General features: G+C 61.7%; 18 protein-coding genes. 13 read left to right on the forward strand and 5 right to left on the reverse strand.

Features of this window, described 5'->3' with window-relative positions:
- The first annotated feature begins 60 nt into the window (after nt 1–60).
- The 9 genes from upp (at nt 61) to rng (ending at nt 8698) form a co-directional block, all read left to right on the forward strand.
- The gene (gene upp, locus M0D69_RS00385; RefSeq protein WP_047896340.1) at nt 61–714 is read left to right on the forward strand and encodes a uracil phosphoribosyltransferase; all 654 of its coding nucleotides are present in this window, start codon (nt 61–63) and stop codon (nt 712–714) included.
- A 393-nt stretch (nt 715–1107) separates the two neighbouring features.
- The gene (locus M0D69_RS00390) at nt 1108–1836 is read left to right on the forward strand and encodes a YebC/PmpR family DNA-binding transcriptional regulator (protein WP_301780130.1); all 729 of its coding nucleotides are present in this window, start codon (nt 1108–1110) and stop codon (nt 1834–1836) included.
- Nucleotides 1837–2400: 564 nt separating this feature from the next.
- Nucleotides 2401–3690, forward strand: a complete 1290-nt coding sequence (gene purD, locus M0D69_RS00395; RefSeq protein ID WP_301780131.1) for a phosphoribosylamine--glycine ligase — start codon at nt 2401–2403, stop codon at nt 3688–3690.
- A 190-nt stretch (nt 3691–3880) separates the two neighbouring features.
- Nucleotides 3881–4804 carry an oxygen-dependent coproporphyrinogen oxidase gene (gene hemF / locus M0D69_RS00400; protein WP_301780132.1) on the forward strand — a complete coding sequence of 308 codons (924 nt, stop codon included), beginning with the start codon at nt 3881–3883 and terminating at the stop codon, nt 4802–4804.
- A 93-nt stretch (nt 4805–4897) separates the two neighbouring features.
- Nucleotides 4898–5554 (forward strand): nicotinate-nucleotide adenylyltransferase, encoded by a 657-nt coding sequence (locus tag M0D69_RS00405; protein WP_367619666.1) that lies wholly within the window; start codon nt 4898–4900, stop codon nt 5552–5554.
- 4 nt (nt 5555–5558) lie between these two features.
- On the forward strand, nt 5559–5996 hold the full coding sequence (rsfS, locus tag M0D69_RS00410; RefSeq protein ID WP_301780133.1) for a ribosome silencing factor: 438 nt from the start codon (nt 5559–5561) through the stop codon (nt 5994–5996).
- A 65-nt stretch (nt 5997–6061) separates the two neighbouring features.
- On the forward strand, nt 6062–6532 hold the full coding sequence (gene rlmH / locus M0D69_RS00415; RefSeq protein ID WP_047896334.1) for a 23S rRNA (pseudouridine(1915)-N(3))-methyltransferase RlmH: 471 nt from the start codon (nt 6062–6064) through the stop codon (nt 6530–6532).
- A 68-nt stretch (nt 6533–6600) separates the two neighbouring features.
- Nucleotides 6601–7221, forward strand: a complete 621-nt coding sequence (locus M0D69_RS00420) for a nucleoside triphosphate pyrophosphatase (protein WP_301780134.1) — start codon at nt 6601–6603, stop codon at nt 7219–7221.
- A 7-nt stretch (nt 7222–7228) separates the two neighbouring features.
- Entirely contained in the window at nt 7229–8698 is a 1470-nt protein-coding gene (rng, locus tag M0D69_RS00425; RefSeq protein ID WP_301780135.1) for a ribonuclease G, read from the forward strand.
- Between the two features lie 43 nt (nt 8699–8741).
- On the opposite strand, the gene M0D69_RS00430 is transcribed toward rng, so the two are convergent.
- Nucleotides 8742–9935, reverse strand: coding sequence for a glycosyltransferase (locus M0D69_RS00430; protein WP_301780136.1), 1194 nt, complete (start codon nt 9933–9935; stop codon nt 8742–8744).
- 434 nt (nt 9936–10369) lie between these two features.
- On the opposite strand from M0D69_RS00430, the gene M0D69_RS00435 reads away from it, so the two are divergent.
- The 4 genes from M0D69_RS00435 to M0D69_RS00450 all read left to right on the forward strand — a co-directional run bounded on the left by M0D69_RS00435 (nt 10370) and on the right by M0D69_RS00450 (nt 16056).
- Nucleotides 10370–10591, forward strand: a complete 222-nt coding sequence (locus tag M0D69_RS00435) for a hypothetical protein (protein WP_301780137.1) — start codon at nt 10370–10372, stop codon at nt 10589–10591.
- 452 nt (nt 10592–11043) lie between these two features.
- Nucleotides 11044–14271, forward strand: a complete 3228-nt coding sequence (locus M0D69_RS00440; protein ID WP_301780138.1) for a multidrug efflux RND transporter permease subunit — start codon at nt 11044–11046, stop codon at nt 14269–14271.
- 270 nt (nt 14272–14541) lie between these two features.
- Nucleotides 14542–15621 carry a TIGR03118 family protein gene (locus M0D69_RS00445; RefSeq protein ID WP_301780139.1) on the forward strand — a complete coding sequence of 360 codons (1080 nt, stop codon included), beginning with the start codon at nt 14542–14544 and terminating at the stop codon, nt 15619–15621.
- A gap of 135 nt (nt 15622–15756) precedes the next feature.
- Nucleotides 15757–16056 carry a hypothetical protein gene (locus M0D69_RS00450; protein WP_301780140.1) on the forward strand — a complete coding sequence of 100 codons (300 nt, stop codon included), beginning with the start codon at nt 15757–15759 and terminating at the stop codon, nt 16054–16056.
- Nucleotides 16057–16172: 116 nt separating this feature from the next.
- Here M0D69_RS00450 and msbA read toward each other — a convergent pair whose 3' ends face one another.
- The 4 genes from msbA to M0D69_RS00470 form a co-directional block, all read right to left on the reverse strand.
- Nucleotides 16173–17900, reverse strand: coding sequence for a lipid A export permease/ATP-binding protein MsbA (gene msbA, locus M0D69_RS00455; protein WP_301780339.1), 1728 nt, complete (start codon nt 17898–17900; stop codon nt 16173–16175).
- 751 nt (nt 17901–18651) lie between these two features.
- The gene (locus M0D69_RS00460; protein WP_301780141.1) at nt 18652–19941 is read right to left on the reverse strand and encodes an O-antigen ligase; all 1290 of its coding nucleotides are present in this window, start codon (nt 19939–19941) and stop codon (nt 18652–18654) included.
- Complete coding sequence (locus tag M0D69_RS00465) at nt 19938–21074, reverse strand: glycosyltransferase family 9 protein (RefSeq protein ID WP_301780142.1); 1137 nt, start codon at nt 21072–21074, stop codon at nt 19938–19940. Before M0D69_RS00465 ends, M0D69_RS00460 begins: the two co-directional genes overlap by 4 nt.
- A gap of 59 nt (nt 21075–21133) precedes the next feature.
- On the reverse strand, nt 21134–22363 hold the full coding sequence (locus M0D69_RS00470; RefSeq protein WP_301780143.1) for a nucleotide sugar dehydrogenase: 1230 nt from the start codon (nt 22361–22363) through the stop codon (nt 21134–21136).
- Between the last annotated feature and the right edge of the window lie 85 nt (nt 22364–22448).

Consider the following 22448-nt stretch of genomic DNA (forward strand, 5'->3'; position numbering starts at 1 on the left):
AGACGCACCACCCGATTTACTCGAATCCACACTTAATGCCGCGGCAACCGCGCGAATTCCATGAAACAGGACAGCCGCTTTCCCAATCTCTTCATCCTCAACCACCCGCTGATCCAGCACAAGCTGACGCACATGCGGGACAAGGACACGTCCACGCGTACGTTCCGGGAGTTGCTGCGCGAAATCACGCTGCTGATGGGCTACGAAATCACGCGCAATCTTCCGCTGACCACCAAGCGTGTCGAGACCCCGCTGGTCACCGTCGACTCACCCGTGATCGCCGGCAAGAAGCTGGCTATCGTGCCGGTGCTGCGGGCCGGCATCGGCATGTCTGACGGGCTGCTGGACCTGATTCCGTCGGCTCGGGTCGGTCATATCGGCGTGTATCGCGCGGAAGACCACCGGCCAGTCGAGTATCTCGTGCGCCTGCCCCCCGATCTGGAAGAGCGCGTGTTCATCCTGTGCGATCCAATGGTGGCGACCGGCTATTCGGCGGTCCACGCCGTGGACGTGATGAAGCGGCGCAAGGTGCTCGGTGAGAACATCATTTTCGTGGCGCTGGTCGCGGCGCCGGAAGGCGTGAAAGTTTTCTCCGATGCCCACCCCGACGTGAAGCTGTACGTGGCCTCGCTCGACTCCCATTTGAATGAGCACGCGTATATCGTGCCGGGCCTGGGCGACGCCGGCGACCGGCTGTTCGGCACGAAAAACTGACGTGCAGCAGGGGCAAACAAGGCAGGCGCGCACGGATGCACGTACCGTCTGAGTACGGCCAAAGCCTGCTGAAGCGGCGCGCCATGATAAAATTCGGGTCCGCCAAATAAGCGGTTCGTGCGAGCGGTTCGTGCGCTGACGGATTGGCTGGCGTCATTCGGCTGGCGGCAGGTCGTCGGAGGATTTATTCGCAGATTCGCCGATCATCAGCGTCCGGTCCTGCCCCGAAGAACCGCAAAAACAGGGCGTGCGCCGCTCCTCGCCGTGCCACACGCCCTGCAACGATGCAGCGCGAACAAAAAATGCCGGCCGGCGAAAAGCGCCTTTTCGGGATAGGGCGGCATCATTGACACACAGGCGTGCGAGAAAAGCTCGCGCGCGATGGAGAAAGGTATGGCGGGTCATTCAAAATGGGCCAACATCAAGCATAAGAAAGCGGCGACCGATGCCAAGCGTGGCAAGGTCTGGACGCGTCTTATCAAGGAAATTCAGGTCGCGGCGCGCTTGGGCGGCGGAGAGATCGACACGAATCCGCGTCTGCGGCTCTCCGTTGAAAAGGCCTATGACGCCAACATGCCCAAGGACAACATCAACCGCGCGATCCAGCGCGGCGTGGGTGGTGTCGACGGTGCGACGTATGAAGAAATTCGCTACGAAGGCTACGGTATCGGCGGTGCGGCGATCATCGTGGACACCATGACGGACAACCGTACCCGGACCGTCGCGGAAGTCCGCCATGCGTTCTCGAAGTTCGGCGGCAACATGGGCACGGACGGCTCGGTGGCGTTCATGTTCGACCACGTCGGCCAGTTCCTGTTCGCTCCCGGCACGTCCGAGGACAAGCTGATGGAGGCGGCGCTCGAAGCAGGCGCGGACGACGTGGTGACGAATGACGACGGCAGCATTGAAGTGGTTTGCCCCGCCAACGACTTCCAGAAGGTGAAAGATGCGCTGGAAGCAGCGGGTTTCAAGGCGGAAGTGGCCGAAGTCATCATGAAGCCGCAGACCGAAGTCGAGTTCACCGGCGAAGACGCGGCAAAAATGCAGAAATTGCTCGACGCGCTGGAAAATCTGGACGACGTGCAAGAGGTTTACACCAACGCGACCATCGACGAAGAGTGATCGCCGGGCAGGTGAGCCGCGCCGGACGGGCTTGGCTGAGCACCCCTGGGGTAAAGGTGCGCCCGATGAGCGCCGGATAACCCGCCGGATAACCCGGTAGCCACTTCTGGCTCGGTTGGTGCATGTGCAGTATGTGTTGAGTCAGCGTTGAGCACGTGTTTTGGCAGCCGAGCACGGATGCGGACGCAAGCGAATATCGGCGGCCCATGCGCGAATAAACCCGCCGGTTCGCGCGTTATGTGAGAGGCGCCCGCATCAGGCATGTGCGCCAGAACGTGAGCCTGAGATGCGAGCTGAGATGCGAGCTCGACATAGTCGTTGAAGTGAGTCGAACCCAGCCGTAAGCGGTGTTTGGCAGCCGGGAAGTTGCGTGGCGCAGCCGCGTGATGGCGCGAACCGCTTCCCCGAGTCAATGCGCACGGCGGGCATTCGGCAGACGTCCGGCAGAGATCCGGCGCACGGCAAAGCAATATCCGCGGATCAGGCGCGGCGAACCGGTTCAGATGATTCATACCGGTCCGCCCTGCTGCCGCCATGAATTTCTTAAGATCTTCGAGGATTTAAATGAAGTTACTCGTCGTCGGTTCCGGCGGTCGCGAACATGCGCTCGCGTGGAAACTCGCGCAGTCGCCGCGCGTGCAGATGGTTTATGTCGCGCCGGGTAACGGCGGCACGGCTCAGGACGAACGTCTGCTCAATGTCGACATCACCGATCCCGCAGCGCTCGCCGATTTCGCCGAGAAGGAGCAGATTGCGCTGACCGTGGTCGGCCCCGAGGGTCCGCTGGCGGCGGGTATTGTCAATTTGTTCCGCTCGCGCGGCCTGAAGATTTTCGGCCCGACCAAGGAAGCTGCGCAGCTGGAAAGCTCGAAGGACTTTGCGAAGGCGTTCATGAAGCGCCACGCCATTCCGACGGCCGAATACGAGACCTTCACGGACATCGCTGCCGCCCACGCGTATCTCGACACGAAAGGCGCGCCCATCGTCATCAAGGCTGACGGACTTGCGGCCGGCAAGGGCGTGGTCGTGGCAACAACGCTGGAAGAAGCGCACGCGGCCGTCGACTCCATGCTCGCCGACAACAAACTGGGCGACGCCGGTGCGCGCGTGGTGATCGAAGAGTTCCTGGATGGCGAGGAAGCGAGCTTTATCGTGATGGTGGACGGAAAGCACGTGCTGGCGCTGGCGTCGAGCCAGGACCACAAGCGTTTGCTCGACGGCGACAAGGGTCCGAACACCGGCGGCATGGGCGCGTATTCGCCCGCGCCAATCGTCACACCGCAACTGCACGCGCGCGTGATGCGCGAAATCATCCTGCCGACCGTGCGTGGCATGGAGCAGGAAGGCATCCGATACACCGGTTTCCTGTACGCCGGCCTGATGATCGACGCGCACGGCAACCCGAAAACGCTCGAATTCAATTGCCGCATGGGCGATCCGGAAACGCAGCCGATCATGGCGCGCCTGAAAGGCGATTTCTCGAAGGTGGTTGAACTGGCCATCGCCGGGACGCTGGCGACGGCGGAAATTGAGTGGGACCGGCGCACGGCGCTCGGCGTCGTGCTGGCCGCGCACAACTATCCGGACACGCCGCGCAAGGGTGACCGGATCAACGGCGTTCCACCGGAAACGCCCGAAGCCGTGACGTTCCATGCCGGCACCACGCTGGAAAACGGCAAGCTCAGCACATCGGGCGGACGTGTGCTGTGCGTGGTGGGGTTGTCGGATTCGGTGCGCGGCGCGCAATCGGTCGTCTACGATACGATCAATCAAATCACGTTCGACGGCATGCAGTATCGGCGGGACATCGGTTATCGCGCGTTGAATCGTAAAGCGGCGGATCGGCAGAACTGATCCAAAACCGCGGGAAACATTGCCGGAAGCACCGCAACGCAGCAAATCGAGCAGCTGCCGGACCTTCGCGTCCGGCAGTGCGTTTTAGAGGGAACGTGCTTTGGGCCACGCAATTTTGGACTAGCCCAGCGCCAATCCAACCCGCGCACTCCCGCGCGCCCTTTCCCCACAAGCCGTAAAGCAGCACACAATGACCGCTCCAACCTACGACGTACAAGCTGTCCGAACTTATCTGACCGGTTTGCAAGAGCAGATCGCACAGACGCTCGGCGCGTTCGATGGCACCGAATTCTCCATCGATTCCTGGCAGCGTGGTCCCGAAGAACGGTTGCGCGGCGGCGGCAGCACGCGGATTCTCGAAGGTGGCCAGTTTTTCGAACGGGGCGGCATCGGTTTCTCGGATGTGGCCGGCGACTCGTTGCCGCCATCGGCGAGTGCCGCGCGTCCGCAACTGGCCGGGCGCGGTTTCGAGGCAATGGGCGTCTCGCTCGTCATGCATCCGCGCAATCCGCACTGCCCCACCGTGCACATGAACGTGCGCCTGCTGATCGCGACGAAAGCCGGCGAGCCGCCGCTGTTCTGGTTTGGCGGCGGCATGGATCTCACGCCCTATTACGGCTGCGAGGACGACGCCCGCCATTTTCACGGCGTCTGCCGGGACGCGCTTGCGCCCTTCGGCACGGATCTGTATCCGCGTTTCAAGAAATGGTGCGACGAGTATTTTTATCTCAAGCATCGCAACGAGCCGCGGGGGATCGGCGGGATTTTCTTCGACGACTTTTCGGAACCCGGTTTCGACGAATCGTTTGCAATGATGCGCAGCGTCGGCGACAGCTTCCTGGCCGCGTACTTGCCGATCATCGAACGCCGCCGCAATACGCCTTATGGCGAAGCGCAGCGGGAATTCCAGGCGTACCGGCGCGGCCGATACGTGGAATTCAACCTGGTCTTCGACCGGGGCACGCTGTTCGGGCTGCAAAGCGGCGGCCGCACGGAATCCATCCTGATGTCGATGCCGCCTGCCGTGACGTGGCGCTATAACTGGCAACCCGAACCGGGCACGCCTGAAGCGCAGCTTTACTCCGACTTTCTCGTCGTGCGAGAGTGGGTATAGCAAAATGAGACCTGAGCGCTGCACCTGTTGCAATCTGTCCCCGATGAGGATTGTCCACTGAAACCGAACCTTCCTTGCGCTCGACGCGTCGGCTTGCTGGGCGGCACGTTCGACCCGATTCACGACGCTCACCTGGCGCTCGCGCGGCGTTTCGCCGAGTTGCTCGACCTGACCGAGCTCGTGCTGCTGCCTGCCGGACAGCCATGGCAGAAAAAGGATGTCACCGCGGCGCATCACCGGCTTGCCATGACCCGCGCGGCGGCGGATTCGCTGCATATCGAAGGCTTGCAAGTCACCGTCGCCACCGACGAAATCGATCACGACGGCCCGACCTACACCGTGGAAACGCTGGATCGCTGGCGCGCGCGGGAAGGCACGGACGCGTCGTTGTCGCTTTTGATCGGCGCCGATCAGCTTGTGCATCTGGATTCATGGCGCGACTGGAAACGCCTGTTCGAATTTGCGCATGTGTGCGTGGAAACCCGCGCGGGGTTCGACCTTTCGACGGTTTCCCCCGCCGTAGCCACCGAAATTGCAGCGCGCAGCGCCCCGGCTGAGGTACTGCAATCCACGCCTCATGGCCATCTGCTGATTGATTCCGCGCTGACGCTCGAAGTGTCGGCGACAGAAATTCGCGAGCAGTTGGGAGAGCGCCTGCGGGCGCGCGCGGCGGGTGAAATCGACGCCGAGAGTCATGTACCGTCCGCCGTATGGGACTATATTGTTCAACACCACTTGTACCATCGGTAAAAATATGGAAATTCAAAAGCTTCAACGCGCGATCATCGACGGTCTCGAAGACGTCAAGGCGCAGGACATCAAGGTGTTCAACACCACCCACCTGACGGCCCTCTTCGACCGTGTGATCGTCGCGAGCGGGACGTCGAATCGTCAGACCAAGGCGCTCGCGAACAGCGTGCGCGACAAGGTCAAGGAGCTGGGCGGCGACGTCATCAGCACCGAAGGCGAGGAAGTCGGCGAGTGGGTGCTGGTCGATTGCGGCGATGCGGTCGTCCACATCCTGCAACCGGCGCTGCGCCAGTACTACAACCTCGAAGAGGTCTGGGGCGACAAACCCGTGCGCGTAAAGCTGCAAAGCTCGGGTGGCTTCAGCGGCGCCCAGGTGAGCGTGTCGGACGACGAAGACGACGAGCCAGCCGCCAAACCGGCTCGCAAGACCACACGCCGCTGACGCCGGTTCGACGCGAAACGTCCCGCTTTATGTAGAAGTGGACGCGTCGCGCCACGCATGTCGCCATGAAACTTCATATCCTTGCGGTCGGCCACAAGATGCCCGACTGGATCGCGACCGGCTTCGACGAGTATGCGAAACGCATGCCGCCCGAGTTGCGCATCGAGTTGCGGGAGATCAAACCCGAGCAACGCTCATCGGGACGTAACGCCGAGAGCGTGATGGCCGCCGAACGCCTGCGGATCGAAGCGGCGCTGCCGAAGAATGCGCGGCTTGTCGCGCTCGACGAACGCGGCCGCGACTGGACCACGATGCAACTCGCCGGCGCGTTGCCGGACTGGCAGCAAGAAGGCCGCGATGTGGCGTTCGTGATCGGCGGGGCCGATGGTCTCGACCCGCAAGTCAAGGCACGCGCCGAAGTCCTGCTGCGTGTTTCAAGTCTCACGCTGCCGCACGGCATGGTCCGCGTGCTGCTGGCTGAACAGCTTTATCGCGCGTGGAGCATCACGCAGAACCATCCCTATCATCGCGCGTGAGGCGTGGCACGGAGGCGTTGAAGGAGCGCGCCTGGCTAGCCTGCGCGTGACCTTCGAGATCCGCGAACATGGCATCGCCCAGCTTCCCTTTTGTTTATCTCGCGTCGCAAAGTCCCCGGCGGCAAGAACTGTTGCAGCAACTCGGCGTGCGCTTCGAGTTGCTGCTGCCCCGACCCGATGAAGACGCCGAAGCGCTCGAAGCCGAGCTCGCCAACGAAGCCCCGGACGCCTATGTGCTGCGCGTTTGCGAGGCAAAGGCGCTGGCCGCTTATGCGCGCCGCGTAAAGGGCGAGCATCGACCCGCACCCATTCTCGTCGCCGACACCACCGTCACGCTCGACGGCGCAATCATGGGCAAACCCGACGACGCAGATCATGCCGTCGCGATGCTCGAACAACTATCCGGACGCGATCACGAGGTCCTGACCGCACTCGCCGTAGTCGATGCCGACGGCGTTCTGCTCGCGCCTGTTCTATCACGCTCGCTGGTGCGCTTCGCCGCAGTCGAGCGTGCTGCACTGCAGCGTTACGCCGCCACCGGCGAACCGCTCGGAAAGGCCGGTGCGTATGGCGTTCAGGGACGAGCGGCGGCGTTTATCGAACGGATCGACGGGTCCTATTCGGGTATCATGGGCCTGCCTCTTTTCGAAACAGCAGCACTCTTGCGCGTGGCGCGCGTCGACTTCTAAACCGTCCATGAACGAAGAAATCCTGATCAACGTCACACCGCAGGAAACCCGCGTTGCCCTCGTTCAGCAAGGCGCGGTGCAAGAGCTTCACGTCGAGCGCACGCTGTCGCGCGGACGAGTGGGCAATGTGTATCTCGGCAAGGTCGTGCGCGTGCTGCCGGGCATGCAGTCGGCCTTTATCGATATCGGGCTTGAGCGCGCTGCGTTCCTGCATGTGGCCGATATCTGGCATCCGCGCATCGCCGGCGAAACGCATGCGAACACGCCACATACGCCCATCGAGAAGATCGTGTTCGAAGGCCAGGCGCTGATGGTGCAGGTGGTGAAGGATCCTATCGGCACCAAGGGCGCGCGGCTTTCCACTCAGGTCAGCATCGCTGGGCGCACGCTGGTTTATCTGCCGCAGGAACCGCATATCGGGATCTCGCAGAAGATCGCCAGCGAGGCCGAGCGCGAGGCCATCCGGGCACGGCTCACGGCTGTTCTGCCTGTGGAGGAGAAAGGCGGGTATATCGTCCGGACGATTGCGGAAGATGCGTCCAGTGAAGAGCTCGCCGCCGATGTCGCGTATTTGCGCAAGACGTGGGCAACGATTGTCGCGCAGGCGCAGCGTGTAGCACCGACCTCGCTGCTGCATCAGGATCTCAATCTCGCGCAGCGCGTGTTGCGCGATTTCGTGAACGATGAAACCTCGCGTATTCAAGTCGATTCACGCGAGACATATCAGATGCTGGCCGACTTCGCGATCGAGTTCACGCCGGCTGTGGCTTCCCGGGTGCATCACTATGCGGGCGAGCGGCCGCTTTACGACCTGTACAACATCGAAGCCGAGATTCAGCGCGCGTTGTCACGCCGGGTCGATTTGAAATCGGGTGGTTATCTGATGATCGACCAGACCGAGGCAATGACGACCATCGACGTGAATACGGGTGGTTATGTAGGTGCCCGTAATTTCGACGACACGATCTTTAAAACCAATCTCGAAGCGGCTCACACGATTGCACGGCAACTGCGATTGAGAAATCTTGGCGGGATCATCATTATCGATTTCATCGATATGGAGAACGTCGAGCATCGCGATCAAGTGCTTGGCGAGTTGAAGAAAGCGTTGTCGCGGGATCGGACACGGGTGACGGTGAACGGGTTTTCGCAGTTGGGCCTGGTTGAGATGACGCGCAAACGCACGCGTGAATCGCTCGCGCATGTGTTGTGCGAGCCGTGTCCAACTTGCGATGGCAAAGGTCAGGTGAAGACGCCGCGGACCGTGTGTTACGACGTGCTGCGCGAGATCATGCGTGAGTCGCGGCAGTTCAATCCGCGCGAGTTTCGCGTGGTGGCGTCGCAGCAGGTGATTGATTTGTTTCTCGAAGAAGAGTCGCAGCATCTGGCAATGCTGATGGACTTTATCGGGAAGCCGGTGTCGCTGCAGGTGGAGTCGAATCTGAGCCAGGAACAATATGACATTGTGCTGATGTAGGAAAACTGGATCCACCCGGTCACGGCGGGAACCACCGTCCCGCTCAGCCCACCAGCGCCATCAATCTCTCAGCAGCCTCGACCGGATGATAACGCTTGACTCGATCGAAAGCGTGTTCAATAAGTCTTTCCCGCAAATGCGCGTCCGTCAGAATCGTCCGTATCGCAGCGCTCATCGCCAGCGCATCGCCAACAGGCACTAGCAGCCCGGCGCGCCCATCGTCGAGCAAATCCCGCGGGCCAGTAGGACAGTCCGTCGAGATCACTGGCACCCTAAGCGCCATCGCCTCGCCAAGCACCATTCCGAAGCCCTCATAACGGCTGCTGAGCACGAGCGCTTTCGCGCCCAGGATGAACGGGTGCGGATTCGACTGGAAACCGACGAAATGAACTGTCGAATCGATGCCGAGTTCGCGTGCCAACGCTTCTAGCTCACCCTGGAACGGCCCCTCACCGACAATACACAGGTCACACGACGTCATGCCCGACTCGCGGAGCTTCGCATACGCGTGCAACAGGGTTCTGTGATCCTTCTGCCTTTCATCCAGGCGAGCCACCGAGACGATGTAAGGCGATGCCGGAATCTGAGCGGGCTCGAGCGCGCGACGCATCAACGCATCTCCATCGATGATATTCGGCAGTTCCGTCAGCTTGTCAGTGAGGCACGGGAACACCTGCATGCCTTCACGGAGCATTTCACTGGTTTGCACAGCAATCGCGTCATAGCGCACAAACTGCGCCCCGCGCTGTTCGATCCGCTTGCGCCGCAGACCTGAGAAGCGCGCCGCGATGCTGTAGTGGTTCACGCCGAGCCACAACACGTCATATTTTCCCGCGATAGTCCTAAGGGTCATGTCGAAGTCGCAGATGACGTCGACGCTTCGCGCAAGCGCCTTGATCTTGCGATGAAACAGGGGACGTAAAACGCCGTAGGTCAGAACGTTTTTCACCACCTTCATGCGCGGCGTAAGTTTGTGCTGCCGCCTGATTTCATGCAGTGCATGCATCCAGGGTTTTGACGCCAGCACATGCACCGGCACGCCGGCAGGCAGGGAATCGCGCCAGAACTCGAGATCATCGGTCGGGAACGACACGCACACCTCAACCTGGAAGTGCGCTGCACACAACGCGTGAAGCCAGGCAATCAGCGCCGTTTCAGTTCCACCCCGGCCGAAGTCACTGACGTGGAACAAGACGCGCGGACGCGCAGGCGGAAAATTCGAATCCAGCTTGTTCATGAGCGGCGCCGCCTTAGGAGAGGCGCCATTATAAGTTCTGACCTATATAAGATCTAATTTATGCCGACGTATAAAACTGCATCCCTGACTAGTAATCCCCCTACGTAACGTGGCACGGCGTAACGGCGTAACGCCGTAACGCGCACAGCTCCACATGCACGGCCGGGAATTTCTGTATCGCCCGCTGAGCCTTGTCCATCAACCGCCGATGGCATTTTCCCGGAGCGTAGGCCGCCGTGGCACGACTCATGCGTAGAGAACATCAAGCCGGGCGTTGACCAGTGCACCGGCGAAGCGGCTCTCCATTTAATTCGTCAGAGCCGGATTTTAATGAAGTGCAGTGCCGTAGCGGCTTTTACAAGGCATATAAAAGCCTTGAACCGGACGGTAATAATCAGCGACCGCCAAAAATGACGGAGCTACCGGGGAACACAATGAATCATCAACTCATAGAAACCGATCTTGTGCATCTGGAACACATCATCAACCGGATTGCATCGAGTCACGGACTGTCTTTATCCTATTGGCGAAAACGAGTCGACTCCGTATTGTCGATGAGTCTCATGCCCGCGCAACGCAAGCGCATTGGCCATATCGACGCCGTTATTTCAATGCTCGAGAAAGCGGCTTCGGGCAAAACTGCCCATTTCAGTTGAGGAATCAGCGAGGGTCGACAGGCCGCCAGCACGGCCTGTCTGCTTTTCCCGCACCCATCTTTATCGGATATCACATTCGATAATAGATCATGCATTAAAAACATAATCGCAACGCCCGCCGATAATAAATAATAATGAAAGGCGCCGCGATCCGGCGAGGTTCAGCGGCAAGTTCAGCATCAAAGCCATGATCCTCAATTAATAATGCTGGACACGATTATTTTATATTTTTAAGATCAGTTCGCTGAAGCTTGGACGCCCCCCCATCGTCTCGATTTCCAAAGCCCGCTTAACCAAGTAACGATTGGCGCGATCCCGGGCGCAATCCTGCCTGAGCCTCCACGCGCGGGTCGATCGTGTGAACTACACAGGTGGCGCGGCACCCCGGCCCCGGCGAAAGTCGGCGAATGCCGGTAGCCTCCGATAAACCTCATTGAATCGACAGGACCCGTGTGCCGTCTTTTTTCATCGATCGACCGGTTTTTGCGTGGATTGTCGCCCTGGCCATTTTCGTGGCGGGTGCACTGGTCACGCCGTTTCTGCCTGTCGCGCAGTATCCGCGGCTGACGCCGCCGCGCATCGTGATTGCCGCGATGTATCCGGGTGCGTCGCCGGAAAGCGTGGACAACACGGTCGCGAGCGTGATCGAAGAAAGCCTGGACGGTGCCGAGGGCTTGCAATACTACGAAAGCACGAGCGACAGCCTCGGCGAACTTGAAATTGCGGCCACGTTTTCGGCGGGCACGAACCCGGACATCGCCATGGTCGATGTCCAGAACCGGATGAAGCAGATCGAGTCGCGGCTGCCGCAGCAAGTCGTTCAGCAAGGCATCACCGTCTTCAAGTCGACGGGCACATTCCTGATGCTCGTCGCGCTCACGTCCACCGACGGCCGGCGCGATTCCGTGGAACTGAGCGACTACGTCAACCGATACATGCTGCGCGACCTGAAGCGCGCGCCGGGCGTCGGCTCGGCCGAGTTGTGGGACGCCGGCGAAGCGCTGCGCGTCTGGATCGACCCGATGAAACTGCGCGAGTACAACCTGGCCGCAGCCGACGTCACGCAAGCCATCGCAGCGCAAAACGCGACGGTCACCGCCGGCACGCTCGGCGACGTGCCGTTTGTCACGGGTCAGCAACTGACGGCATCGGTCACGGTCAGGGGGCAATTGATCTCACCGGCCGAATTCGGCGAGATCGTGCTGAAAGCGCAAACGGATGGCTCGGCCGTACGGCTAAAGGATGTCGCACGGGTCGAACTGGGCCGTGACAGCTATGCGTCGTTTTCGCGGCTGAACGGCAAGCCCGCGGCGACGGTCGGCATCCGGCTCTCCCCGCAGGGCAACGCGATGGAAACCTCCGATGCAATTCGTACCAAGCTCGCGGAATTGTCGCGCAGCCTGCCACCGGGCGTGGCCGTGGAGATCCCCTTCGACAGCTCCAAGTTCGTCCACGTCGCGCTGCACGAGGTGGCGTTGACGCTGTTCGAAGCGGTGCTGCTGGTGTTCCTCGTCATGTGGCTGTTCCTGCGCGACCTGCGTTACGCGCTGGTGCCCACCGTGGTCATCCCGGTTGCGCTGACCGGCGCGCTGCTCGCGCTTTATGTGCTCGGCATGTCGATCAACGTGTTCACCATGTTCGCGCTGGTGCTCGCGATCGGGATCCTGGTCGACGATGCCATTGTCGTGGTCGAGAACGTCGATCGCGTGATGCGCGAGGAAGGTCTCGCGCCACGCGCCGCGACGCGCCGGGCGATGCAGCAGATGGGCAGCGCGATCGTCGGCATCACGGCCGTGCTGACTGCCGTGTTCGTGCCGATGGCGTTTTTTCCCGGCAGTGTCGGCGGGATTTACCGGCAATTCACGGTCGCGATGATCGCGTCGATCCTCGTGTCCGCGTTCACCGCCCTTTCGCTCACGCCGGCGCTGTGCGCAAACCTGTTGAAAGCGCCGCCGCGCGACGCCTTGCGGCATGGGCTGCATGGCGCTCACCGATCACACGATGCGCACGCTTCACACGCAGGCAGTAGCCGTTCGTTCGGTTTTTCGGCGGCCTTCGACTGGACCTCGCGGGGTTATCGCGGACTGGTAGCGCGGGTGTTGCGCCGGGCGGGCTCCATGTTCGTGGTGTATCTCGTGCTGGCCGGCGCGTGCGCTGTGCTTTATCTGCATATGCCGGGCGGCTTCCTGCCTCAGGAAGACCAGGCGCAGCTTCAGGTGATGGTGCAGTTGCCGGCGGGCGCCACGCAGGCGCGCACGCTTGCGGTCGTCGAACAGGCGGAAGCCATCCTGAAACGTGAGTCTGCCGTCGCGAACGTGACGAGCGTGGTCGGCTGGAGTTTCCAGGGCAGCGGCCAGAACGTGGCCATGCTGTTCGTCGACTTGAAAGACTGGTCATCGCGCAATACCGACGCGGGCACGCTGCGCGACACGCTGAACCGCTCGCTCTCGAAGATCATGGATGGCGACGTGGCTGCCCAGATGCCGCCGTCCGTACCCGGCATGGGCCATTCGGAAGGGTTTGTAATGCGGCTGGAAGATCGCGGCGGCATCGGCATTGCAGGATTGACTGCCGCGCGCGAACAACTTTTCAATAAAGCCCGCACCAATCCCGCTTTTGCGGACGTGCATTCGGAAGCGTTGCCGGACGCGCCGCGTATCGTGCTGGATGTCGACCGCGCGAAGGCTTATGCGCTGGGCGTATCGTTCGACAAGATCGGCGACGCGCTGGGGAACACTTTCGGTTCGACGTATATCGACGATTTCCCCTCGGGCGGCCGCATGCGCCGCGTGATGGTCGCCGCGGACGCACCTTCGCGCATGACCGAAGACAGTCTCATGAACCTCTCGGTGCGCAACGCCGCGGGGCAGATGGTGCCGCTGTCGTCGGTGGCGTCGTTGCACTGGACGACCGGCCCTACCGTCCTCACGCGTTACAACGGTTCGCCTTCACTCGATGTGAGCGGCCGTCCCGCCAACGGCGTAAGTTCTGGCGCGGCGATGGCCGAAATGGAGCGGCTTGCGCAGGCGCTGCCGGTGGGCGTCGGTTTCGACTGGACCGATACGGCGCTTGAGGAAACCCGTGCTGCCCGCCTGACGCCGATGCTGATCGGCTTGTCGCTGCTTGCCGTGTTCATGGCGCTCGCGGCGCTTTACGAGAGCTGGACCATTCCGCTTGCGGTGCTGACTATCGTGCCACTGGGTGTGATTGGCGCAGTGATCGCGATGCTTCTGCGTGACATGCCGAACGATGTTTATTTCAAGGTCGGGATGATTACGGTGATCGGTTTGTCGGCGAAGAACGCGATCCTGATCGTGCAATTCGCACGCACGCTATCCGCCGATGGCACACCGCTGGCTGAGGCGATTGTCGCCGCGGCGAGTGCGCGCTTCCGGCCAATCGTGATGACGTCGGCGGCGTTTTTGCTGGGCGTCGTGCCTTTGCTCGTGTCGAGCGGCGCGGGTGCGGAGAGCCGGCGATCGATCGGGACTGGCGTGTTTGGCGGCGCCATTACGGCGACCGTGCTGGGGCTGGTGTTCACGCCGCTGGCGTTTTATATCGTGGTGTCGGGGCAGCGATTTATTCAACGCCGGATAAAGTCGATGACACGAGACAAGGTGACGGCAAGCGTCGAGCCAGATGTACCGCGTGGTGATGTTCAGGGGTCGCAGGAGGGGTAGATTTCACTCCCGCTTTAAGCCAAAGACTAACTAAAACAAGCAATAAATTCAGGCTAATCATAGAGCCGGTTCGGGCACAACCGAGCCGCCGCCGCGCGCAAGCAGCGCCGACCCGCCGCGCAAATCCCGACTCGCATCGCATCAGAAAAACTTCGTATCCCGATGGAATAAGTTGGCTCGTGCGTCCGTTTAACCATGACATTGAAACAACGAACGAACCCACTAACCCAACCAGCGAAATAGCGTGCCCTGCACGCGGGAGACGACATCATGAAACGGCACGTACTGTGGCCGGGCATTGTCACGCTCGGAATAACGGCCTTCCTCGCCGCCTGTGGCGGCAGCTCGAACAACTCAATGGACACGCACTTCAAGAGTACGATCCTCGTCTCCGACGGTGCGGTCGCGGCCGCCCACGTCGACCCCAATCTGAAGAACGGATGGGGCGTCGTGTTCAACCCTAAAGGCGTCGTCTGGGTGGTGAACAACGGCACGCAAACCTCCACCCTCTATGACGGCAACGGTGTTGCGCAATCGCTGATCGTGACCATCCCGGCAGTTGCATCGGGACCGGCAAACCCGACGGGCATCGTCTTTAACGGAAGCACCGACTTCGTGGTGTCGAGCGGCGGCAAGAGCGGCGCCCCGCCCTTCATTTTCGCGGGCGAAGGCGGCACGCTGAGCGCCTGGTCACCCGGCGTACTGCCCACCACCGCGGTCACGGTCTTCGACGGCAGCAGCGCAAACGCCGTCTACAAAGGCCTCGCGCTTGCCGCAAGCAGCAGCGGCAACCGCCTCTATGCGGCTGACTTTCACAACGCTCGCGTCGATGTATTCGACAAGACTTTCACCAAGCTGTCCCTGCCCGGCGCGTTCCAGGACACATCGCTGCCGGCCGGCTTCGCGCCGTTCGGGATTCAGACGATCGGCACGAAAATCTACGTGGCATATGCGAAGCAGGACTCCGCCCTGCACGACGAGGTGGACGGCCCGGGCCTGGGCGCCGTCGATGTCTTCGATACAGACGGCAACCTGCTCCAACGTCTCGCACAAGGTGGTCCGCTCAACGCGCCGTGGGGGATTACTCAGGCACCTGCTAATTTCGGATCACTAAGCAATGACATCCTGATCGGCAATTTCGGAGACGGCACGATCAGCGCCTTCGACCCGACCAGCGGCAAGTTCATGGGCAAGCTGCTGCAGGCAAACGGCAGCAACTTCGTGCAAGAGGGCTTGTGGGGTATCGCGTTCGGCAACGGCGTGGATTCGCAGCCGGTCAACACGCTGTTCTTTGCAGCGGGCCCGAACCACGAAGCCGATGGCGTGTACGGGCGGATCGATATGCAATAACGCTTCGCATCTTCGCCACTCAGTAACCACGGCGGCCAGCCCAACGCGCGTCTGGCCGTCGTTCTCATCCTGCCGATGCGCTTCCCCTATGATGGCAACATCTCGCGTGCTTTCACGCGTTTCGGGAGGCATGTCATGCAATTTCCAGCCGGAGCAGTTCAGGCACTCAGTTCGGCCGCATCGACGGTGTTTTCCATCGGTATCGTGTTCCTCGGTTACTGGGGCCTCCACGAGGGGGCGCACTGGCGGTCAATCGATGTATCCGTCGCCGTCCTGGCGCTCGCCGGTTTCGCAAGTCTCGGTTTGGTCCCGTGGCTCGCCACGTCTCCAACAAAAAATCCCGACGATGAATCCCGCCTCCGGCTAGCGCGTCATGCGTTCCTGGCCGGCGTGGGTGTGCTGTGGCTGGCGATTATTGTGTCGGTGTTCACGTGATGGATATTGCCCGCGCCGTTCGGTAAAGAGAAATGGCCCAATCGGCTTATGCCGGTTGGGCCATTTCGGTCACGCTGACTAGCTAACTAATTCCCGACGGGCGAGCGTCGATTAAATCAAGCCGCCTCGGGCGCCTGCTGCTGATATTGAATCCGATGAAGATTCGCGTACAGCCCGTTTTGGCGCAGCAAATCCGCGTGACTCCCCTGCTCGGCGATCTTGCCGCCATCCATCACGAGAATCCGGTCGGCACGCTCGATAGTCGACAGCCGGTGCGCAATGACCAGCGTCGTGCGCCCTTTCATCAGCGTTTCCAGCGCTTCCTGCACATGCCGCTCGGACTCGGAATCGAGCGCGGACGTGGCTTCGTCGAGGATCAGAATGGGCGCGTCCTTGTAGATCGCCCGCGCAATGGCGAGCCGCTGGCGCTGGCCGCCCGACAGGCGCATGCCGTTGCCGCCCACGCGGGTGTCCACTCCTTCGGGCATTGCCGCGACTACATCCGCCAGATTCGCCGCCGCCAGCGCCGCCATCACCCGTTCGCGATCCGGCGTCTGGCCGTACGCAACGTTGGCCGCGATCGTGTCGTTGAACAGCACCACGTCCTGGCTCACCATCGCCATCTGGCCGCGCAGATCGTGCAGGCTGTATTCGGGAATAGGCACGCCATCTACCAGTACCGCGCCGCTGGCGGGATCGAAGAAACGCGGCAGCAGGTTGACCAGCGTGGTCTTGCCGCTTCCCGAAGCGCCCGCCAGCGCCACCATTTCGCCTGGCGCGACCTTGAACGAGATGCCGTCGAGCGTTGGCAGGCTCGACGATCCATAACTGAACGACACCTCGCGGAACTCCACCGCGCCAGTGGCGCGCTCGAGCGGCCGGCCGCCGCCTTCGGGCTCGATGGGTTCATCGATAAGACCGAAGATCAGTTCCGCCGCCGTCATGCCGCGCTGCAGCGGCTGGTTGATATCGATCAAATGCTTGAGCGGCGAGATCACCAGCAGCATGGATGTGACGAACGCTACAAAACCGCCGACAGTCGTCTGGTCGTTCGCCGACTGGACCACTGCAATAGTGATCACGATGGCAAGCGCGATCGACGCCAGGAACTGCGTGAGCGGCTGCGCCAGGCCGCCGGATACGGTCATGCGCATGGAGTAACCGCGCAGGCGATTGCTCATGTCGGTGAAGCGGTCGTTTTCGTAGCGCTGGCCGTTATGCACCTTGACGACCTTATAACCGGCTACCGTCTCTTCCACGATGTACGACAGTTCGTTCGTCAGTAACTGTGACTCGCGATTGAGCCGCCGCAGCCGGCGGTTGATCTTGCTGACGAGCCAGCCGATAGCCGGCAGGATCACCGCGATGACCAGCGTCAGCCGCCAGTTGAGGATGAACAGATATCCGAGCAGGAATACCACGGTGAGCGAATCGCGCACGAGCGTGACGACCACGCTCTGGAGCACGTTGAGGATCTGGTTCACCTCGAACACGATTGCGTTGATGATCGTGCTGGCCGTTTCCCGCTGGAAGAAACCGGCGCTGGTGTGGATCATCCGGTCGAACATCTTGAGGCGCAGCTGGAGCAGGATCTTGTTGGTGACATACGCCAGCAAGTAGCCCGACGCGTACTGCGACCCTCCACGCAAGACCGCGAGCCCGACCACGGCGAGCGGCACGAGCCATTTGGCGCTGGCGCTGCCGTGCGCGCCGAAGCCGTGATCCAGCAGCGGTTTGAGCAGCATCGGGATTCCGGCTTCGCTGGCGGCGACGAAACCCATGGCGATCAGGCCCAGCGCGACAATGCCGATCAGAGGCCGGATGTACGGCCAGAGCCGGCTCATCACGGCGGACGGCGACGTGTTCTGGCCGCTGCCGATCGTTTTGCTCAAGGTTGGCTTCTGACTCAAAAGGTGTCCTTAGTCGTGGGTCGGGCGGCGGGAGAAGCAGGAATGTACCTGCTTCAGGGCTGCACTGAGCGCTCAAGTCCCGCCGGCACGGCAAACCGCTATTGTAATGCGCCGCGCGCCGTGTCTCATTTTGACGTCGTTGCGAAATTGACCGAATGAGCGGGGGGAGGTTTCGCTCGCGCTCGGGGTTTGGGGTGAGGCTGCTGGCGCGGGGGGCTGGGGCTGGGTCGATGCCGGGTTGCTGCTTTCGGCCTTAGTGGTCTGCGTGAATTAGCTGATTTTTGTTTGTGGGTCATCGTGCTTGCCCGAGAGCGTTGGGGGCGAAGCGTGTTCGTGTCAGGATTCGCGAGAAGGAGGGGTTCACACATCCTCCAGTCTGGCGAGCGCGGTGCTATCAGGTGCCAAAAACTTCTAGCCTGCACCCTACGGACACTAACTTGCCGGTGGTGGGAAAGCGCTTTCTTTGCTTCGTTTCTTTGTCGCTTTCGGCTTTAGACAAAGAAACGACCTGCCGCCACGCACAGTGGCTAATAGTGATAAAGAAATCAGCTAATTCACGAAGACCACTGACAACGAAAGCACCAACCCGGCATCGACCCTGACCAACAGCCCCAGAAGCCACCCCCACCCAAAGGCAGCAAACCGCGGCGCACACCGGGCTCGGTATAGGAGGGCAGCAACCCCCTTATTCCCGCGACAAGGCCCGCCGCACCGGCGCCACCCTGCCGCTCAAGCGCTCGCCACGCCCGAGCAGGAACCCCGAAAAACACCAAAACGCCAGCGCGGTGGTCTGCCACATGAAATCGTCGGTGAAATTCTTGGCGATCATCCCGCCCACCAGCGCCATGCCCGCCGCGCTCAGCCAGGGCACCGCACGCCGCAGCCGCCAGAAACGCCAGATCAACGCGAGCAGCAGCGCCGCCTCCAGCACCACGCCGACAATCCCCGTCTCCAGCCAGGTATTCAAAAACAGGTTATGCGCATGCGTCAGCGCCTGCGGCTCCTTCTCCAGCAGCGAAGGCGGAATCTCGCCCTGAAACACCCGGCCCGGCAAAGGCTTGCCAAAACCAATGCCCGTCCACGTATGCGCTTCACCTTCCTTACCGTAGAACGCCCACAGTTTGGGACGCGTATCGGAAGACATGACATCGCCAATACCAGCCAGCACCTCCGGCACATAGACCTGGTCTGCGCCCAACTTCAGTTCCCGCGCAGCGGGTTTCGGCATGGCGTGGCCGTAACGCAGCCGGGTGCTCAGTTCGAGTGTGCCGACGGCAGCCACGCAAATCACAGCAACACACACACCCGCAAACAGCAAATGCTTGCGGTACAGCGGATAACACGCGATCACGAGCGTGACGGCAGCGGCCGGCCAGAAGAACCGATTGAGCGTCGCCAGGCCGATCACCAGGGCAAGCGCCAGCCCGCTCACGCCGATCGGCCACCAGCGGCGGTTCAGCATCAAGCCGGTAAAGAGCGTCATCGAAAAGATGACAAGCGTGCTCGTATGGCCAACGCGGTTGTAGTAGTGGAGCAGGACATCGGCGGGATCCGTGGGCGGCTGCAAACGGCCCCAGTAATACAGGCTGCCGGCGGCGAGCAGCACGCAGGCCACCCAGTTGATCAACACGATCCGCTCGGGCTTCGTGGTGCGCGTGCCCATCAGCCAGAACGCGAAGAACGACACCAGCGGATACAGCACTTCGTCGAGCCAGGCGTGCATGCTGTCACGCGGATACGGCGACCACGCGACCGACGCAAGCGCCCAGGCACTCCACGCAGCAATAGGCCACAGCAGCGGCCAGCTCAGCGGCGACGGCCGTTCAGAAGAACACGACGCGGCGATCGTACCGATACCCACCAACCCCAGCGCCAGGTTTTCTAGCGCAGTCATGTGCGCGAACATCGCGACAAACATAATCACGGGACACGCCACCCACAGGACGCGCTCCACCTGCATACACGTCTTCGTCATTGCACTCCCGGAAGGACCGCCTGCAAGCTGTTGCAAACGGCCTCAAGCGAAATAAATCCCATGCAGTCCGCATGGTCACCGCGCCACGCGACACACGTCGACGCATTGCGGTCACAGCGGCGAGCCCAAGCCACGTGCCGCCTGAATATATTCGGTTCGTCGCGGCACGGCATGTCCGGGATAGTAACCGGCATGAACGGTGCGTCGCGCCAGTAATTTCCCGCGCCATGAATCAAGGCATTACCAGGGCCGAACAGCGTGACGGTAGGCACGCCGGTCAGACGCCCGAGATGCGCCACGCCCGTGTCCGGACAGACGATAGCCCGCGCGCCGGCGAACAGGTGCCACAGCTGTCTCAGGTCGATCCGGCCTGCGAAATTCGGGTAACGGGCCTCGGGATCGATTGCGTCGATGAGCGCCGTTTCGTTCGGTCCGCCACTCCAGACGGGCGTATAGCCACGCGCCTCGACAAACGCCGCCAGTGCCTGCCAGCGGTCATCGGGCCAACGCTTGACTGCCGTGCTCGCACCCGGATGTAAGACGACGTAAGGACCCTTCAACAGAAGGGCGTCGCTTTCTGACAACGCGGCGGGCTCAGGCGCCGGCCAATCGCTCAGCCGATACGGCCGCGGCGGCGGTCCAGGCACCAGTTCGGTGGCGAGATCCGCCCACGCGGCGGGCGCGTCGGGATACGGTACGGCTTCATTGAGCGGCAGGTTTTTCCAGGCGGGGACATCGGCCGCGTGTCCGACGATCCAGCGGCATCCCGCCGCCAACGCCAGCCACGCATGCCGATTATCTCCGGCCACGATGCCAAGATCGTACGGCCCCGAACGCAGCACGGCATTGACCGAGAGGAAATCGCGCGGGTCGAAGGGAATGACGTCGAGTCCAAACGGCCGGCCCGCATAGAGCGGCACGATCGGCTTGGGGCAGGTCAGCACGATCTGCGCGTCAGGATATTGCGTGCGAAGTTTCGCGACGAGCGGCGTGAGCAGCAGCGTGTCGCCGAGCAGCAGATGGTGCGCAATCAGGATGCGCTTCAAGACCTGCGGCTTGCGGCGCAGCGGCTTCAACGCCAGCCGGGGCAACGCGCGGGCGAAGATGCGCACGCGTCCGGGAAGTCGGCTCATCGGGTGGCGTTCCTACGTGAAATTCAAATTATGCCGGTTGGTGGTGGCGAGTCAGGATTTCATAAGCGCCATACTACGAGACCTGCCGCACTGATCGCATCAAGCGACAGGCTCGACTTGACATCGGCGAACACCGCGCCCGGCTTCGCCAACGCCAGCAAGGCGTCCGGTTTCACCAAAAAATCGCGATGCGGCACCGCCAGCACGATCAGGTCGGCGGGTTGCAGCGCGTCAAAACCCGTCAGCGTCACGCCGTACTCATCGAAGGCTTCCACGGGGTCCGCGAGCGGATCGTGAAGCTGGACCTCAAGGCCGTAGTCTTGCAGGTGATGCACGATATCGATGACTTTCGAATTGCGCAAATCCGGACAATTTTCCTTGAACGTCAATCCGAGCACGATCGCCTTTGCACGCAACGGTGCGCAACCAGTCCGGATCAGCGTCTTCACGGCGCGATCGGCCACGAAATGGCCCACGCCGTCGTTCACGCGCCGCCCGGCGAGGATCACCTGCGGCGTGTAGCCGGACACCTGCGCCTTGTGCGTCAGATAATACGGGTCCACGCCGATACAATGCCCGCCCACCAGTCCCGGCGTGAAATCGAGGAAGTTCCACTTGGTGCCCGCGGCGTCCAGGACTTCGCGGGTATCGATATCGCGCTGCATATTCTCGATCACCTTCGCGGCCTCGGCCACCTTGATCGAGCCGGCGCGATACACGCCGGCCGTTACCACCGAGCTATAAACATCGGCCACCAGATCGAGCGTCGCGGCATCCGACCCGGACACGAGCTTCACGATATTGCGAAACGTGTGCTGCTTGTCGCCGGGATTGATACGCTCGGGGCTGTAGCCGACGGTGAAGTCGGTGCCGAGCTTCAGGCCCGATTCGCGCTCAAGGATCGGCACGCAGATTTCTTCGGTGACGCCGGGATAGACCGTCGATTCGTACACCACCACGTCGCCGCGTTTCAGCGCCCGGCCGACTGTCTCCGACGCCCGTTTCACCGACATCAGGTCCGGCTGGGCACCCGCGCTGATCGGCGTCGGCACCGCGACTATATGAAAATTCGCCTGCCGCAGCACATCGATGCAATCGGTCAGTTCCAGGTGAGCGGCGGCCAGTTCCTCGCGGCTGGTTTCGCCGTTGCGATCGAGGCCCGCGCGCAGATCGGCGAGCCGGGCCGGGCTTGTATCGAAACCAATGGTGCGGCGTTGCAGACCGAATGCTATGGCGACGGGCAAACCCACATAGCCTAGGCCGATGATGGAGACATGGCGATCATGCATGGTGATAAGTGTTCGGAATGGTCATGACGGGCAGACCCAAGGTGTCATCCGGCTTGTCACCAAGGGATCGGGACACCACCGGCCG

It is taken from the genome of Caballeronia sp. SEWSISQ10-4 2 (assembly GCF_030464885.1).
Lineage (GTDB): Bacteria > Pseudomonadota > Gammaproteobacteria > Burkholderiales > Burkholderiaceae > Caballeronia.